This is a genomic window from Clostridium sp. AF12-41, assembly GCF_003461685.1.
Taxonomy (GTDB): Bacteria; Bacillota; Clostridia; order Lachnospirales; family Lachnospiraceae; genus Otoolea; species Otoolea fessa.
Genome location: NZ_QTXO01000004.1, coordinates 36351 through 53299, shown reverse-complemented (window position 1 = coordinate 53299; position 16949 = coordinate 36351). Strand labels below are relative to the sequence as shown.

The following is a 16949-nucleotide window of genomic DNA, read 5'->3' as shown; positions in this document are numbered from 1 at the left end:
CAGTTCCTTATGTGCAAGCACAACGTTCCTGTCTTACTGCCCTGCTTTGCACTGCTTATGCCTCAACCATGTACGGATATGTTACATCCAGGCACGGTACTCTGAGTTCTTTGATGGTTCTCGGGCTTAACCAGCGATACATGTTGATCTCGCTGCCGGCTTTGTCGTTGGTTCCGGATGCTCTTGCACCACCGAACGGCTGCTGGCCGATAACTGCACCGGTCGGCTTGTCGTTGATGTAGAAGTTTCCGGCTGTTCCTTTAAGTGCATCTTCCATCTTAACGATAGCTTCGCGGTCATCTGCAAAGATTGCTCCGGACAGACCATAGGACGTTGCGGTATCGCAGCTTGCCAGAGTCTCATCCAGTTTGTCATCCGGATATACATATACGGTCATAACCGGTCCAAAAATTTCCTCTACCATAGTCTTGAAATCTGGCTTCTTAGCCTCAATCAGGGTCGGATATATGAAATATCCCTTGGAATCATCGTATCCGCCGCAGATAACTTCTGCATCCTCGGATGCTTTTGCATAGTCGATGTACTCTTTGTTGGTCTTGAATGCGGATGCATCGATAACAGCGCCCATCAGGTTTCTGAAATCGGTTATATCGCCAATTTTAATCTTCTCAATCTCTGCCAGCATACCCTCTTTAACCTGCGGCCAGATGCTTGCCGGAACAAATGCACGGGAAGCTGCGGAGCACTTCTGTCCCTGATACTCGTAGGATGCTCTTGTCAGAGCTGCTACCAGACCCGGTACGTCTGCGGAATTGTGAGCAAAGATGAAGTCCTTTCCACCAGTCTCGCCAACCAGACGCGGATATGTTTTGTATTTCTTGATGTTCTCGCCTACTAAGGAGTAAACACCGCTGAACACTTCGGTAGAACCTGTGAAATGGAATCCTGCCAGGTTCGGATCGCTTAATACGTACTTGCTCATGTCAGAACCACGGCTCGGTACAAAGTTGATAACACCTGCCGGAAGTCCTGCAGCCATCAGGGCCTGCATTACATAGTAGTTGGAAAGAACTGCTGTGGTAGCCGGTTTCCAGAGAACTACGTTACCTGCGATCGCCGGAGCGGTCGGAAGGTTAGCACCGATGGATGTGAAGTTGAATGGGGAAATCGCGGTTACGAAACCTTCCAGCGGACGGTACTCGATGCGGTTCCAAACATTCGGTGTGTTGTTCGGCTGTCTGTCATAAATCTGCTGTAAGTAGTATACGTTGAAACGAAGGAAATCAATCAGCTCGCAGGTATCAATCTCAGCCTGATATGCGGTCTTGCTCTGTCCTAACATGGTAGCTGCATTTACTTTATCTCTCATCGGACCAGCGATTAAATCAGCTGCTTTTAAGAAGATAGATACGCGGTGTTCCATCGGCATCTCGGTCCATGCTTTTCTAGCTGCCAGAGCTGCTGCAATTGCATCCTTTAACTCTTTCTCACCGCCGGAAGCTGCTTCTGCGATTACATGAGCATGGTCATGCGGCATAACTGCTTTGGTCTTTCTCTCTGTCCAAACTTCCTTACCACCGATGATCATCGGAACCTGAACAACCTGTGCGGACTGGCGCTCCAGCTCTTTCTTTAAGCTGGCTCTCTCCGGGCTTCCCGGAAGATATGCTTTTACCGGCTCATTTTTCGGCATCTCTACTTTGAAATATCCATTGCTCATTGCTCATCTCTCCTTTTTGACATTTTGTCTCATTTGTGATTATGATACGAAAACTTTTCTCGCTTTATTTTCATGAAATCTAACTCTTTCTTGTTATTTTTCATATCAATGAATTTCTATAGCTAAATATTAGCACGTTTTTCATTTTGTGTCAATACTATTTCATATTTAAAAATACATATTTTCATTATGTTTTTCTGTGCATATCGCATAATATCTTTGCTTTTTCCTGTATTCTGTTTTGGATTGTAATTTTTATCGATCTTACTGTTCACGCATACGTGCCCAGTAACGGAATTTGCCGTGGCTTCGCATTTAAATACGGTAAATTCCTGCTGCCACCACGTTTTCTTACGGCACTTCTGCTTCCAAAAGTGCCCACCCGGGAACAGTAACTATCGATTCTTGTAATTCTGTATGTTTTTTTATGCTTTGTTTACGGGACATGGTTTTTGTGGTATACTGATCCCGCCTGAAACAACTCACAAAAGTGAGTTTATCCTGAAAATAATTCACTTATATGAAAAAAGGAGTTTGATTATGCTTAAATTAGAACGTACCAGCGTCATGAATCTGGAAAATGCCATGCGCGGTGCCCGCAATCCGATGAACAGCTGGGGACGGATGGACAGCTTTTATGATGAGAATGGCGAATATAAACTGGGACCGAACGATCTCGACCTTGCGAAACGTCTCCGCAAAGCAGGCAGCGACCACCGCAAGTTTCTGCGCCAGGTATTTGTCTCAGTCGATGTGACCGCACCTCTCTACTGGTGGAAAGAATATGATACTTATAAAGTAGCGACCGTCGCCAATTCAACCAGCACGATGCACAAAATCGCCAGCAAACCGTTTTCGATGGACGATTTCAGCTGCGACCACATGACAGCCGGAACACGCGCATTTATGGAAACAGTTGTCGCCAAGCTGGAGGAAATCCGCCTGCGTTATCTGGAGACAAAGAATAAGGATGACTGGTATGATATGATCCAGCTGCTGCCGAGCAGTTATAATCAGATGCGGACTTGTTCGTTTAATTATGAGACACTGATTAATATTTATTATGCCAGAAAGGATCATAAGCTGGCGGAGTGGCATACATTCTGTGACTGGATCAAGACTTTGCCGTATGGGGAAGAATTGATTATTGGGGAAGGAAAATAGATAATTAGTTTGGTTTTCGTGAGAGGGACAGAGAAAAAGCCGCCCGGGCAAAAATGATCAGGTTTCGAAGACTGGGATTTTCTAGGCATCTTCGGTTTGATTAAAAACAGAAAGAAATCCTCACAAAGCAAGTTTGTTGCGGTTTCTTTCAACATCAAATCCGAATCTGCCAAGTAAATCCACAGTCTCGAAAATTCCATTTTTGCTCTGGCGGCTTTTTCTCCTGTTTATTGGATGATAACTTGGTAAAATTTAAGATCCTGGTGTCATCCAGCGCATGAATGCGGCTGGATGACGACGTAGGATCTTTTTTATGACAGTATTGTGTTTATGATTTTAGCTGACATCTACTGTCTTATCTTATTATCTAATAAAGTAATGCCGTCACTGCTAGTCCTTCTTCTAATTGCTGAATGAGCAATTAGAATAGACGTTTAGTTATGGCAGAGAACTGGCATTCCCTTATATACTTTCTCGTAGAGAAGTTTTGCTTTATCAACCGGCAGATTGATGCAGCCGTGGCTACCGGAATACTGGTAGATGGTTCCGCCGAATTTACTTCTCCAGCTTGCGTCATGGAAACCGATGCCGCCGTTGAATGGCATCCAATAATCTACGTGACTTTCATATTCATATGTGCCGTCTGCCCGTTTGGCGCCGCGCAGAACGCGGTCGGTCTGCTTGTAGGTCAGGCTGTAAATACCTTCCGGGGTTGTGTAGTTTTTGGATACGTTTCCGGTTACGCATGGGGCATCCCAGGTCAGGGCGCCGTTTTCGTACATATATACATGCTGGGCACCGAAATCAACTTCTGCGTAGGTATTGCCCCAGTCTGCGTCTGAATGGCTGGCTGCCTGCTGGGAGAACTGGACTTCACGTTCCTGATTGATGCCTGTCTGCGCCATCAGAACCAGGTTGTCTGTCTCTGCAGTCTGGTCAATCTTCCATCCATAAGGGCCTGTCAAGGCAACCTCTTTTCCGGAAGTGGTATGGAAAGTACGGGTAGTTCCAGCTGTGTCGTATTTCGCTGCCAGCGCCTTGATGTAGGCAGCTGCCTTATCGCGGTCTACAGTAATGACACCATTCTCGCCGCCTGTATACCAGCTGACATATTCAGTACCGGACAGTGTCTCGGTTGCCTCACCGATATGGAAGGTAATGACCGCATTTTTAGCCTGGTTCATCTGGGCGCAGAGTGCTTTTAAGGATGCATCGCCGGAAGTCACCTGGATCGGTGTGTAACATCCCAAGGCTTCCAGATCAATCTCTGTCATGCCGGAGGCGATCGCTGCATTGATCGCCGTCTGTACCTTTGCCTTATCCACAGATTCTCCCTTTACTTCCGGAACAATCGTGAAATCTTTTCCTTCTTCCCAGGCGGATATATGGGCATCTACCGTCGGTGCTGCACTATCTGACATACAATTTAAGGAAGCAATGCGGTTTGCAAGCATCGTCTGATCGCAGGAAAGCGGCATCGCGATCGTCAGCGCTCCTGCTCCAGCTGCCCCTGCTGCCTGCTGGTCAATCGCTGCCTGCAGCTCATTTGTAATCACTACTTTATAGCCGATCTCCGCTGCGGTGATCTCTTCTGTCTTGCCTCCACGTTCTTTGATCGTTAATTTATAAGAACCGTAATTCTGCTCCAGCTTTGCCTTCGCTTCCTCGTTGCTCATTCCGCCGACTGCGACGCCATTTACACTTGTTCCATTTGCAAAACTGCCATCTGCCAGTACTGGCTGTGCAAACATGAGCACCAGTGCAGCTGCCGCACCAGTCATTTTAAGTATACTCATACTTTTATTTTTCATTTTTTCACAAACCTCTCTGCCGCGCCATCTGGCTGCGGCCTGTATATATGGATTCTGAATCCTTATTATAGCAGAGTAGGAAAAAAAGTCCAGACCGATTCTAAAAAAGATCGTCAAAAGATCCAATTCGTAAGAATTTCTTAACGGTTCCTTTTTCTTTCCTTTTTCTTTCATTTTTTCCATATTCATGATTGCAGTTTTTCCATTTTGCAGTATGATGGTATTCATTGCAAATGGGAAGTATAACTTTCAGAACGTCCTTAAAAATGTTTAAAATTTTCATGTTCCCAAAAGCGCCAAAAGGACCGCTGCATCTGGCATGCCCTCTTCTAAGTAAACAAGATTTTTATTGTTATCTTGGTCTGCTTAAAAGGAAATATGCCAGTCTGCGGCAGTCCTTCTTTCTATTTCCGGTCAATTTCCGGATTGACATGCACCATAATGTGTTTTACCTTCGGAAATGTCTTTTCAATGCTGTTATGCACCAACTCGGCAATCTTGTGCGCCTCCCGCAGCGGCATGGAACCGTCTACCTCAATCTCAATGTCCGCATAAATTTTATTGCCAAAGATCCGCGTCTGAAGCAGGTCAATCCGCGCCACATCTGGATTCTGAAGAACGCAGGCGCGCAGCTGTTCTTCGGTCTTCTCATCACAGGAATGATCGACCATTTTATCCATCGCATCTTTAAAAATCTCATACGCCGCTTTCACGATAAAGACGAAAATAACCAGGCTCGCGATCGGATCCATGACCGGAAATCCCATTCTCGCGCCCACGATTCCGACCAGCGCACCGATCGAGGAAAACGCATCGGAACGGTGATGCCATGCATCTGCCATCAGTGCGCTGGAATCAATCTTTTTCGCATAATATCGGGTGTACCAGTACATCGCTTCTTTACTGACAATGGATATAACAGCCGCTGCCAGCGCCAGCATTCCCGGAACCTGCAGGTGACTGTATTCTCCCTTGAGCACGTCCGTAAGCGCCTCCACGCCAATCCCCAGACCTGTCATAAAAAGAACCATCGAGAGGACAATCGCAGCCACACACTCCATCCGCTCATGTCCATACGGGTGCTCCTTGTCCGGCTGTTTGGACGACAGCTTAATTCCAATCACCACGATCATCGTGCTGAACACATCGGACGCCGAATGGATACTGTCACTGATCATCGCATTCGAATGTGCGAACACGCCGGCTAACAGCTTCATAAACGCCAAAAGGATGTTCACTACTATCGTTACAAAAGACACCTGATTTGCCACCTTCTGAAAATCGTTCTGTTTCATATTCGTTACCTCCAAAAAATATCTCATGGCACTAACGATAGGTGGGTGCTGCGGTTTAACCCGTAAAAAAGTATAAAAAAACACCCACGAACCAGTATGAGTAACTACTGTCCCGTGGATGAAACTAACTTCCACTGTCGCTTCTGCGACCCGACCCCATGATATTCACGGTCTGCTCAGTTTGTACTGTAGTTTGATATGCAGTGCAAAGAGTTTATGATGAATAATAGCACAAGTTTACTTAGTTGTCAATATCGGGAAACGCCCTTTCTTCCATAATTTATTTCTTCAATTCCTTAATCCCAGCCTCAAGCCCTGCCGCCGTCAGCGGAAACATCGGGATCTCATCTCGGATCAGGCTGATCGTGTACGCACCGTAGGCATATGCCCAGTTATTTTCCCGCATCGGGTTCAGCCAGATCGCCGACGGAAAACGCCGGTGCATCTCCTGCAGCCAGTAAATGCCCGTCCGTTCGTTGCTGTGGAAATAGTCGAGACTGCCGCCGCGGTACAGAAGTTCCGACGGCGCCATCGACGCATCCCCGACCAGAATTACCTTGTATTCCGGTTTCAGGTTGTGAAAGACCCACTCGGTCGAGATCTTATCCCGCCAGGAGCAGGACGGCGTCGTAAACAGCTGATCGTAGAAACAGTTGTGGAAATAATAAATCTTCAAATCCTTAAAATGGGACGACTGATTGACCGCCTGGAACAGCCGGTTGCACAGATCCGCATATGCCCACATCGACCCGCCGCTGTCCATCAGAAGCAGGAGCTTCGTCTGGTTCTTTCTCGGGCGCTCCATGACGAGCTCCAGACGTCCGCCTTCGTCACAGGTCTTCTCGATCGTTTTCTCCACATTGAGTTCCGTTTTCGGTCCATCCTCACGGCAGGATAAAAGACGCAGCTTTTTGAGCGCCACCTGGAACTGCCGGATCTGGATAACCGCATCGTCGCGGAAATCGCGGTAATTCCGCTGTTCCGCCACCTGCAGCGCGCTCCGGTTTTTGCCCGGTCCGCCCACGCGGATGCCCTTCGGGCTGTAACCGGAATGTCCAAATGCCGACGTACCGCCGGTTCCAATCCACTTATTGCCGCCGTGGTGCTGCTCATGCTGCTCTTTCAGTCGTTCCGCCATCATTTTACGGATATCGTCCAGATCAAGTCCCGCAAACCGCGCATCGACCTCATCCTTATCATACGGCGTCTGCGCGTGCGCCTTGGCAAGCCAGTCTAAGACCTCCTTCGGAAGTTCCTCAAACGTCTGCACATTTTTAAAATATGCCAGAAATGCCTGGTCAAATTTGTCATATTCGGACTCTTTTTTGACCAGAACCGCCCTCGCCATATAGTAAAACTCCGTCAGGCTCGCGTCGTTCAGGTTCATTTCCAGAGCATCCATCAGGCTGTTCCACTCATTGAGGCTCGTCTTCATCCCGTAAGAACGGAGTAGATACAGAAAATCAGTAAACATATCGGTTATTCTCCACCAGCTTTAAATCCTCTGTCTTTTTTAAGAGTACCCCCGCAAACGGGATCTCCTTTTCCAGCTTCTCCACCGGCACGCCGCCGATCACAAGCGCCTGAATCCAGTCCAACACCTCGGAGGTACTCGGCTTCTTCTGCAGGCCGCGCAGATCGCGCACCCGGTAGAAGGCGTCCAGCACGCCGTCGATCAGCTTCTGGTCGAGATCCGGGTAATGTGCCTTGATGATCTTCTCCATCATCGGCTGCTCCGGGAATGCAATATAATGGAAGATACAGCGGCGCAGGAACGCATCCGGCAGCTCCTTCTCCGCATTGGAGGTAATAATCACAATCGGACGGTGCTTCGCTTTGACAGTCTTTCCCGTCTCCGGAATGTAAAATTCCATCTTGTCAAGTTCCCAGAGCAGGTCGTTCGGGAATTCCAAATCCGCTTTATCGATCTCATCGATCAAAAGAACCGTCTGCTTTTCCTTCTCAAATGCCTCTCCCATCTTTCCGAGGCGGATATATCTGGCAATATCATCAACGCCATCCGCACCAAACTGGCTGTCGTAAAGACGCTGTACCGTATCGTACACGTAAAGACCGTCTTGTGCGCGGGTCGTCGATTTAATATTCCAGATCAAAAGTTCCATATCGAGGGATCTGGCAATCGCCTCCGCGAGCATCGTCTTTCCAGTGCCCGGTTCTCCCTTGATTAAGAGCGGCTTTTTGAGCGCCGCCGCAATGTTAACGCTGCGGATCAGTTCATCCGAAGCGATGTATTCGTCACTGCCGTGAAATTGCTGCATGGTAAATTCTCCTTTTAGAAAGTTCTCCTTTTACATAACTGTAAACACTAACAAGGGCAGCATAACGATTCAGGATCCATGCTGACTGCGATCGGTTCGGATCCATCGTTCCTCCCGATCGTCATACATAATCCTGCCCGTTTGCCGCCCTATTGATTTTCTATAAATATAGCAATATTCTAATAGTTTGTCAAATCGTATATATGTTAGGATTTCATTAGAAAAACACGATTGTTACTGCTCACTATTCTACTTTGCCACCCGGATATTCTTGCTGCCGCTAAATCCTTCCGGCGGCTCTGTCTCCGTGAGGATCGTCGCTTCTTCAAACCCCCCGAACGTCACCGAACTTACCATGCCGAATTTCTGGCTGTCCGCCAGCACATAGCAGCGCTCTGTCTGGCGCATCGCCTCTTGCTTGACTAATGCCTCATTCGGATCCGGCGTCGTGAAACCGTGGCGCTTGCTGACGCCGTTGGTTCCAAAAAATCCCTTTGTAAAATGATAGCTCTGGATCATCAGGATCGCCTGACTTCCGATGACCGCCTCCGTCGTGCCCTTTAACTCACCGCCAATCAGAATTACGCGGTTTCCGGCGGCTGCCAGCCGTTTGGCATGTGATACCGCATTCGTCACAAACGTGGCGCTGCGCGCCGGAAGATAGTCTAAGATATACCCGGTCGTCGTGCCCGCGTCCAGATAGACAAAATCATCCGGCTGGATAAGTCCCGCCGCAAACTGGGCGATTCTCCTTTTCTCCTCCTGCTGCAATTCCATCTTCTGTGCCACTGACGGCTCGGTTCCCGTAAATGTCCCGTCCGAGGACACCGCGCCGCCAAACACCTTGGTCAGGCGCCCCGCCTTGTCAAGCGCATTCAGATCCCGCCGGATCGTCGATTCCGAAACTCCCAGCACCTCTTTAATCTCAGGAACTGTCACACTCCTCTTTTTATCCAGAAGTTCCAAAATCAGTTCGTATCTTTTTTCTGTCAGCATGACTCTTTTCCTTTCATCTTCTGCTGTGGTTGAACTTTTTTTAGCTCAATTTTTCACTTCTCTCTGTCTTAATATTCTTATCAACTGCAGCTGCTTTCGACAATGACCTTCCGAATCGGCAGCACACGCCCCGGCGATACGGAAAGCTCATCCACACCCATTTTCAGGAATTCTTTTGTCAAACTCAGATCCGCGCCCAATTCGCCGCAAATACCTGCCCAGATGCCCTCGGCGTGCGCATTTTCAACAACCATGCGGATCATCGCCAGCACCGCCGGATGGTGCGGATCGTAAAATGCATCCAGCTCCGGATTCTGACGGTCAACTGCCAGCGTATACTGGGTCAGGTCGTTCGTTCCGATGCTGAAAAAGTCCACTTTTTTCGCCAGTTCCCGGCTTACCATGACTGCCGCCGGGGTTTCAATCATAATGCCCTGCTTCGGGTCGCCAAACTGGAGATTCTGTGCGGTCAGCTCCGTCTTGACCTCCTCGACAATCTTCGCAATCGCCTCGACCTCCCAGACACTTGTGATCATCGGATACATGATCTGGAGATTGCCATAGGCACTTGCCCGAAACAGCGCGCGAAGCTGTGTCTTGAAAATCTCCGGTCTTGTCAGGCAGATACGGATCGCCCGGCAGCCCATCGCCGGATTTTCCTCTTTTTTCAGTTCAAAATAATCGCACTGCTTGTCCGCGCCGATGTCCAGCGTGCGGATAATGACCGGTTTGCCCGCCATCGTTTCCGCTACCTGTTTATATACCTGGAACTGCTCCTCCTCCGTCGGAAATGTTTCTTTTTCCAGATACAAAAATTCGCTGCGGAACAGTCCGATGCCCGCCGCATCGTTCTGAATGACCGATGCCAGATCCTTGCTGTTGCCAATGTTCGCATACAGGCGGATCTCCTTGCCATCCAGAGTGACTGTTTCGCGCCCTTTCAGTGTTTGCAGCAGTTCTTTCTTCTCCTGTTCCTCCCGCTGCCGGCGGCGCATTGTTTCCAATGTCTCCTCATCCGGTTCCACATACAGGACTCCGTTCGTACCATCCACAACCGCAAATTTCCCATCTACCGTCTCATCGAGCGCCACGTCCGTTCCGATCAGCGCCGGAATGCTCATCGTACGCGCCAGGATCGCCGTGTGGGAATTGACGGAACCGTGTACCGTCACAAAGGATAGCACCTTGTCCTTTTCAAGCTGTACCGTCTCTGACGGTGCTAAATCATCTGCCAGAATAATCACCGGCTCGTCCGTATGGATGCCCTGACCTGCGCCTCCGGACAGAACGCGCACAATCCGCTCCGAAATATCTTTGACATCCGCCGCGCGCCCGCGCATATATTCGTCCTCCATCGCCGCAAACATCTGGGCGAAATTGTCACCGGTCACCGCAACCGCATACTCGGCATTGACCTTCTGCGTATCGATGATATTCTGAACCGCGTCCAGATAGTCCTCGTCCTCCAGCATGATCTGGTGAATCTCAAAAATCGCCGCATTCGCCTCGCCAACTTCTTTTACCGCCTTTTCATACAACTCGCCGAGCTGGCGGATGGACTCCTGAACTGCCGCATTAAACCGCGCTTTTTCCTGCTCTGCATTCTCTATTTTCGTCCGTTTTACGGTCTGCTCGCCTTTCTGATACACACATATTTTTCCAACTGCGACACCGCCAAATACACTTTTTCCACGATACGTCTGCATGACCATTCCCCTTTCCATTGATCCATTATCGAAAAATGCCGCCATGTAATAATCCCTTACATCGCGGCATCTTTGTTAAACTACATATTTTCCTTCATAAACTGGCTGACTGCCTCATAAGCTGCTTCTTCGTCCTCGCCCTCAAAGGTCAGGGTTACTTCCTGTCCGTTCTTTACCGCCAGTCCCATGATACCGAAAATCTTTTTGCAGTCGCCGCTCTTTCCATCTTTCGCCAGCTTGATCGTACTCGTAAACTGTTTTGCCGCCTTTACCAGTTCACCTGCCGGGCGTGCGTGGATTCCTTCCGGGTCTGTAATGGTATATTTAAACTCTTTCATGATGATGTTCTCCTTCTCATTATAACCTATTTTGATTGATTTGACCAAAAAATTTCTAATAAAGATTCACATTCCGTCAAAAAAAATTATTTATCTATTCTTCTACATTCTTCTTGAGAACTCCTAAGAGTACCGTCGAGATCGCCATGCCAACCACCAGTGCCAGCAGATAGAACAGCGGATTTCCCATGACTGGGAATACGAAGATTCCGCCATGCGGCGCCATCAGCGTACAGTTAAATAACATGCTCATCGCTCCCGCAACACCCGAACCGACGATGCAGGCTGGAAGCACGTGTACCGGATCGGACGCTGCAAATGGAATCGCGCCCTCCGTGATGAATGCCAGACCCATGATGAAGTTGGTCGGTCCTGCCTCGCGCTCTTCCTTTGTAAATTTCTTCTTAAACAGCATGGTTGCCAGCGCAATCGCACACGGCGGTGTCATACCGCCAATCATAACAGCTGACATCACATCGTAGTTGCCGGAGGCGATTGCCGCCGTACCAAATACATATGCCGCCTTGTTGAATGGACCGCCCATGTCGATCGCCATCATCGCCGCCAGCACAAAACCAAGAATCAACTTACTCGAACCACCCATGCTGCTCAGACCATTGTTTAACGCCATATTGATCGCGCCCATGACCGGCTCTACGACGAAGCTCATAACCAGTCCGATGAGCAGGACGCCCACAACCGGGTAAATCAGGACCGGAGCAATCTTTTCCAGTGCCTCTGGAAGATTCTCGCACGCTTTCCGAAGCGCCAGAATCAGATATCCGGCAATAAAACCTGCCGCCAGGGCGCCAAGGAAACCTGATTTTCCCTGAGAAGCAATCATGCCGCCGACAAAACCGACTGCCAGCGCCGGGCGGTCTCCGATCGCCATCGCGATGAAACCAGCCAGAATCGGGAGCATAAAGCCAAATGCCACACCGCCGACATTTTTAAACCATGCCGCCAGCGGGGTAATCGTACCAAAGTTTACACGCTGGTCGAGCGGAAGTGCATTCATATCCACACTGAAACCATCAATCAGAAACGCAATCGCAATCAGGATGCCGCCGCCGACTACAAATGGGAGCATGTGGGAGACACCATTCATCAGCTGTGTGTAAATCTGGTGTCCGACACTGCCCGATTTGCCGCCAGAGGCTGCCTTTGCCGGGCTGCTGTTTCCAGATGATGCTGCGTGGTAAACCGGTACCTCCCCGGACGCCGCGCGCTCCAAAAGCTCCGGTGCCTTGCTGATACCGTCCGAAACCTGACATTCGATCACTCGTTTTCCGTCAAACCGATCCATCGGCACCTGTGCGTCCGCTGCCACGATGATGCAGTCCGCCGCCTCGATCTCCTGTGCCGTCAGCACATTTTTTGCTCCGGCTGAACCGCGCGTCTCAACTTTGATCTTCCATCCCTTCGCGCGTGCCGCTTTTTCCAGGCCTTCGGCAGCCATGTAGGTGTGCGCGATACCGGTCGGACAGGAAGTAACCGCTAAGATCTTCGGTCCGGCTGTCTGTTCCGTCTCTGCACCCGCTTTTTGCGCCTGAATCTCCTGACCACCTGCTTGTGCGGCATTCTCTCCATTTGTATCTGCCGCTTCTTCGCCGGAATCAGCCGCCAGTCTCTCATCGATGCCTGCCTGTTCTGCATCTGCCTTATCAATAATGGAAAGAAAGTCTTCCACCGAAGAGGCATTTCGCAGGGAATCTGAGAAATGCTCGTCCATCATGAGAACGGAAAGCTTGCTCAACACATCCAGATGTACGTTATCTTTTGTATTTGGCGCTGCAATCAGAAACAGCAGAGTGACCGGTTCGCCGTCCAGGGAGTCGAAATCCACGCCATTTTTGATGACCATCGCCGCCAGCCCCGGCTTTTTGACCGCATCACATTTTCCATGAGGAATTGCAATCCCCTCGCCGATACCGGTCGTGCTCTCTTCTTCTCTCGCATAAACCTGCTTGCGGAATGCCTCGACATCCGACAGCTTTCCGCTCGCCGCCATCAGCTCTACCGCCTTGTCCAGTGTCTCCGATTTGCTGGTGGGTGCCGCATCCAGCGATATACTTCTCGGATCCAGTAAATCAGTAATCTTCATATCTGTTGCCTCCCTATTTATGCCCGAATGTCAGGTATGCATTGCATATCCGGCAGTACATTCTGCCAGCTTCAAAAATGTCTGCATACAACCTCATCCGATTTTTGTGATTTTACAGGTCTCATACACTTTCTTTATCTCATCCTTCGTCGCCAGCTGCTCCGAAAAGGCGCTCGCGCTTCCAGCTGCCAGTCCCATGCGGAAGGCGTGTTCATAATCTCCGCTCTCCCCGTATCCGGCCAGGAAACCGGCTACCATCGAATCTCCGGCTCCGACACCATTTTTCAAGGTTCCCTTCGGTGCTTCCGCCGCATAGACGCTTCCATCCTCCGCCAGAAGAACCGCGCCCTTGCCTGCCATCGAAACCAGCACGTTGACCGCACCTTTTTCCTGCAGCTTCTTCGCATACGGAACAACTTCCTCCCGCTCCGAGAGCTTCATGCCGAAAATGTCTCCCAGTTCATGATTGTTCGGTTTGATTAAAAATGGATGGTGTCCCAGCACATTGAGCAGCAGATCCTTGGTCGCGTCCACAACAATCCGGACGTCCCTGCCATCCAGGCGCTCCATAATCTTCTGATAAATATCATCCGGCATCGACGCTGGAATACTTCCAGCCAGCACCAACGTATCATCCGCCCCCAGCCGGTCAAGCTGGGTCATCAGCGCATCCACCGCTTCCCGCGGAATCCTCGGTCCCCGACCGTTGATCTCAGTCCCGTCGATGGATTTCAGCTTCAGGTTGATGCGGGAGACTCCCTCATCTAGGGAAATAAACTCGGCTTTCACGCCCAGCTGCTCCACTTCCTTCCGAACCTCCTCGCCGACAAACCCGGCAGTAAAGCCAAACGCCGTATTGGCAATTCCAAGGTTTTGAAGGACCATCGAAACATTGATTCCCTTTCCGCCCGGAAGCAAAAGCTCCGAATCTGTCCGGTTGGTCAGTCCGAGCTTAAAATCGCTCACTGACACAATATAATCTAACGATGGATTAAAGGTTACCGTATAAATCATAAGCCTTCATTCCTTTCTTATCTTGATTGATTCTGACTGTATTATAAAATCATTTTCATTCAAAATCAATCAAACTTATTCACAAACATGCTACCTCTTTTTGGGTTATATTGCACAATTTTGATTTTTTATGATTGTTTTTGATTGATTGTTTCGTGTGAATTCCGGCGAAACGATTGCTGTCACTGATGGAATAGTGTTTCCAAAAACATCATTTTTACTCAGTTTCATCTCCTCTTCTAATCGTAAAATCCCCCTTTGTTGACAAGGATTTCCCCATTTGCTATAGTAAATGAAGAATTTTGTAATATCTTTGTAATATTTCCAAGATGTTTTTATATCAGAAAGGATATACAATATGAACGATTCCCCTTTGAAACCTGCTTCTTCCAGGCGCAAAAAAATGGATAAAACAATGATGGCGATCTATTTCCTGATCCTTTTTATTGTGGCCGGGGCGGCTCTGCTGGTATTTCTATGCCTCTCTAAACCTTCTGATAAGAAGAACAAAGCAGGCTCTGATCCTTCCATTGCTTCTTCCAGCACCTTAAAAAACAGTCATCAGACCGGCACCGATACTAAAAGTACGGCGAAAGCCAAAATCAAAGAAGAAAAGCCGGTCGATCCGTATGAAAATCTCGCGGTCGCCAATGTGGATGATGCGCTGAACCTGAGAGAAAAACCAGATACAGATGCCAAGGTACTCGGCACCTGCTTCCGCGGAGGCGGCGGTACCATTTTAAAACGCAAAAATGGCTGGACAAAAATCCGCTCCGGTGGGCTGGAGGGATGGCTCAAGGACGATTATCTTGTATTTGGCGATGATATCAAGCCGCTCGCCAAAGAGCTCGGTCTCTATATCGCTACCGTCAGCACACAGACACTCCATGTACGTGAGGAAGCCAGCACGGATTCTGCCATCGTCGGTCTGGCTGCCGCGGAAGACTACTATCCTGTACTGAGTCAGGAAACTGGATGGGTCAAAATCCAGCTTTCCGTTGACACCTCCGGTTACGTTTCTTCTGATTATGTCACAATCAGCGTCAAGCCAGGACGCGCAATCAGCATTGAGGCTGAGATGGCAGCGCTGGAGGCGGCACGGCAGGCTGCTGAAGAAGCTGAGCAGGCATCCAGAGCCGCCGAGGAAGCCCAGATTGCAGCCGCAAAATCGCAGGCAGAAGCAAACGCGGCTAAAGGTTCCTCCCAGACTTCGGGAAAATCTGGAAATTCTGGAAGCTCTTCGAAAAAGAGCACGGCTGCACCAGCCGCTAAATCGTCCTACGTGGTCTCCGCCTCCGAGAGCGACGTTTATCTGCTCTCCGCCTGCCTCACGATGGAAGCCAACGGAGGATCCTATGAAAGCTATCTGGCAGTCGGAAGTCTGATCGTCAACCGCGTCAAATCTGGCAAATGGGGCAAATCCATCTCCAGCGTCATCTACGCGGACGGACAGTTCCCAGGCGCGACCTCCGGCCTGCTTGACAAATATCTCGATAGAGGACCGTCCTCTACTGCCACCAAGGCGGCAAAGGCAGCGCTCGCCGGGGAGAATCAGATAGGCGACTACCTTTATTTTACCTCGACCAAATCAGCAAACTACGACAGCTACTCCAGCTATCAGGTGGTTGGTGGGAATTGTTTCTATAAAAAATAAAAGGCTAAAAAAGGCGGATTTAAACGCATTACATTAAACCTCATATACATTCCCATCGCCTTGTGATATGATAATCATATCAGCCAAACATACAGGCAGAGGACACCTACTGTCCATACCTTATTGATAGGTACTCTCGGAGTCTTTCCTGCAAATCATCTCACAACATTAAGCACAGAAAGCTTCCGGGAGTCCATTAATTGCAAATGGAGGAAATTATGAGAAAATCAATTTATACCTTGATGGTTTCCACTCTCATCGCAGCCGCCAGCATGACCGCCTGCTCCAGCCAGCCGTCTGAAACAACCACGGCTGAAACAACTGCCGCTGAATCCACACAGGAAAACGATACATCAGCAGAAAGCAGCGATGCCAGCGAAACAACTACTGCCGGAGAAAAAGAAACCGCCCAGACAACGGATGCAGATTATGCAGAAGACGAGACTCTGAGCGAAAAAGAAATCACAGAACTTTACCGTGGTTTTGCCAGATCCCTTCAAAGCATCATCGCCAATAAAAATATGAACGATTTAGCCGAGCTGCTTGTCTATCCGTCCTACATCGGCATCGATGACGGGATTGTCGTAAATAACAGAACTGAATTTATGGCTCTCGACGCAGACAAGGTATTTACCGACGCGCTGATTGAGGCAGTCAAGACAGCCGATGTTTCTTCCACCGAACTGACCAAGGCAGGTTTCATCGTAGGCAATCCATCCGGTAAACCGGCAGTTACCTTTGGTCTGGACAAAGAGGGATCTATCGGTATCACAGGTATTAACTACTAATCAGATATAAAATAGTGAAAAAGAGCGCCGCAACACTCACAAACCGGCTTTCCATTTCTGGTAAAACCGCTCCATGAGTGCCGTAGCGCTCTTTTCTACGTTACAGCCAGACAACTGCA

Annotated in this window: 13 protein-coding genes and 1 riboswitch; of the genes, 3 read left to right on the top strand and 10 right to left on the bottom strand. The window is 49.2% G+C overall.

The annotated features are described in order from the left end of the window. Positions 1-55: 55 nt before the first annotated feature. A complete protein-coding gene (gene pruA, locus DWV73_RS07675; RefSeq protein ID WP_117796350.1) occupies positions 56-1681 on the bottom strand; it encodes an L-glutamate gamma-semialdehyde dehydrogenase in 1626 nt (541 codons plus the stop codon). A 540-nt stretch (positions 1682-2221) separates the two neighbouring features. On the opposite strand from pruA, the gene DWV73_RS07670 reads away from it, so the two are divergent. After that, positions 2222-2845, top strand: a complete 624-nt coding sequence (locus tag DWV73_RS07670) for a hypothetical protein (protein ID WP_117796349.1) — start codon at positions 2222-2224, stop codon at positions 2843-2845. Positions 2846-3279: 434 nt separating this feature from the next. Here DWV73_RS07670 and DWV73_RS07665 read toward each other — a convergent pair whose 3' ends face one another. The 9 genes from DWV73_RS07665 to pfkB form a co-directional block, all read right to left on the bottom strand. Then, positions 3280-4641, bottom strand: coding sequence for a L,D-transpeptidase family protein (locus DWV73_RS07665; RefSeq protein ID WP_242995774.1), 1362 nt, complete (start codon positions 4639-4641; stop codon positions 3280-3282). Positions 4642-5060: 419 nt separating this feature from the next. Next, entirely contained in the window at positions 5061-5951 is an 891-nt protein-coding gene (locus DWV73_RS07660; protein ID WP_117796348.1) for a cation diffusion facilitator family transporter, read from the bottom strand. A gap of 105 nt (positions 5952-6056) precedes the next feature. Then, positions 6057-6141, bottom strand: a riboswitch (NiCo riboswitch). A 90-nt stretch (positions 6142-6231) separates the two neighbouring features. Next, on the bottom strand, positions 6232-7425 hold the full coding sequence (locus tag DWV73_RS07655) for a VWA domain-containing protein (protein WP_117796347.1): 1194 nt from the start codon (positions 7423-7425) through the stop codon (positions 6232-6234). Then, positions 7415-8230 carry a MoxR family ATPase gene (locus tag DWV73_RS07650; RefSeq protein ID WP_022359195.1) on the bottom strand — a complete coding sequence of 272 codons (816 nt, stop codon included), beginning with the start codon at positions 8228-8230 and terminating at the stop codon, positions 7415-7417. Before DWV73_RS07650 ends, DWV73_RS07655 begins: the two co-directional genes overlap by 11 nt. A gap of 249 nt (positions 8231-8479) precedes the next feature. Further along, positions 8480-9226 carry a DeoR/GlpR family DNA-binding transcription regulator gene (locus tag DWV73_RS07645; RefSeq protein ID WP_117796346.1) on the bottom strand — a complete coding sequence of 249 codons (747 nt, stop codon included), beginning with the start codon at positions 9224-9226 and terminating at the stop codon, positions 8480-8482. Between the two features lie 80 nt (positions 9227-9306). After that, positions 9307-10932 carry a phosphoenolpyruvate--protein phosphotransferase gene (gene ptsP, locus DWV73_RS07640; protein WP_117796472.1) on the bottom strand — a complete coding sequence of 542 codons (1626 nt, stop codon included), beginning with the start codon at positions 10930-10932 and terminating at the stop codon, positions 9307-9309. A gap of 80 nt (positions 10933-11012) precedes the next feature. Next, positions 11013-11270 carry an HPr family phosphocarrier protein gene (locus DWV73_RS07635; RefSeq protein WP_022359198.1) on the bottom strand — a complete coding sequence of 86 codons (258 nt, stop codon included), beginning with the start codon at positions 11268-11270 and terminating at the stop codon, positions 11013-11015. A gap of 94 nt (positions 11271-11364) precedes the next feature. After that, positions 11365-13374 (bottom strand): PTS fructose transporter subunit IIABC, encoded by a 2010-nt coding sequence (locus DWV73_RS07630; protein ID WP_117796345.1) that lies wholly within the window; start codon positions 13372-13374, stop codon positions 11365-11367. Between the two features lie 93 nt (positions 13375-13467). After that, positions 13468-14388, bottom strand: coding sequence for a 1-phosphofructokinase (gene pfkB, locus DWV73_RS07625; RefSeq protein ID WP_117796344.1), 921 nt, complete (start codon positions 14386-14388; stop codon positions 13468-13470). A 403-nt stretch (positions 14389-14791) separates the two neighbouring features. Between pfkB and DWV73_RS07620 the strand changes: the two genes are divergently transcribed. Beyond that, positions 14792-16042 (top strand): cell wall hydrolase, encoded by a 1251-nt coding sequence (locus DWV73_RS07620; protein ID WP_242995773.1) that lies wholly within the window; start codon positions 14792-14794, stop codon positions 16040-16042. A gap of 218 nt (positions 16043-16260) precedes the next feature. Continuing rightward, the gene (locus DWV73_RS07615; protein ID WP_117796343.1) at positions 16261-16830 is read left to right on the top strand and encodes a hypothetical protein; all 570 of its coding nucleotides are present in this window, start codon (positions 16261-16263) and stop codon (positions 16828-16830) included. Positions 16831-16949 lie beyond the last annotated feature (119 nt).

Coding starts and splice junctions, on each gene's coding strand:
- pruA (WP_117796350.1), bottom strand. CDS start 1,681: ATGAGCAATGGATATTTCAAAGTAGAGATGCCGAAAAATGAGCCGGTA.
- DWV73_RS07650 (WP_022359195.1), bottom strand. CDS start 8,230: ATGCAGCAATTTCACGGCAGTGACGAATACATCGCTTCGGATGAACTG.
- DWV73_RS07665 (WP_242995774.1), bottom strand. CDS start 4,641: ATGAGTATACTTAAAATGACTGGTGCGGCAGCTGCACTGGTGCTCATG.
- DWV73_RS07635 (WP_022359198.1), bottom strand. CDS start 11,270: ATGAAAGAGTTTAAATATACCATTACAGACCCGGAAGGAATCCACGCA.
- DWV73_RS07645 (WP_117796346.1), bottom strand. CDS start 9,226: ATGCTGACAGAAAAAAGATACGAACTGATTTTGGAACTTCTGGATAAA.
- DWV73_RS07670 (WP_117796349.1), top strand. CDS start 2,222: ATGCTTAAATTAGAACGTACCAGCGTCATGAATCTGGAAAATGCCATG.
- DWV73_RS07615 (WP_117796343.1), top strand. CDS start 16,261: ATGAGAAAATCAATTTATACCTTGATGGTTTCCACTCTCATCGCAGCC.
- DWV73_RS07630 (WP_117796345.1), bottom strand. CDS start 13,374: ATGAAGATTACTGATTTACTGGATCCGAGAAGTATATCGCTGGATGCG.
- DWV73_RS07660 (WP_117796348.1), bottom strand. CDS start 5,951: ATGAAACAGAACGATTTTCAGAAGGTGGCAAATCAGGTGTCTTTTGTA.
- DWV73_RS07620 (WP_242995773.1), top strand. CDS start 14,792: ATGGATAAAACAATGATGGCGATCTATTTCCTGATCCTTTTTATTGTG.
- ptsP (WP_117796472.1), bottom strand. CDS start 10,932: ATGCAGACGTATCGTGGAAAAAGTGTATTTGGCGGTGTCGCAGTTGGA.
- DWV73_RS07655 (WP_117796347.1), bottom strand. CDS start 7,425: ATGTTTACTGATTTTCTGTATCTACTCCGTTCTTACGGGATGAAGACG.
- pfkB (WP_117796344.1), bottom strand. CDS start 14,388: ATGATTTATACGGTAACCTTTAATCCATCGTTAGATTATATTGTGTCA.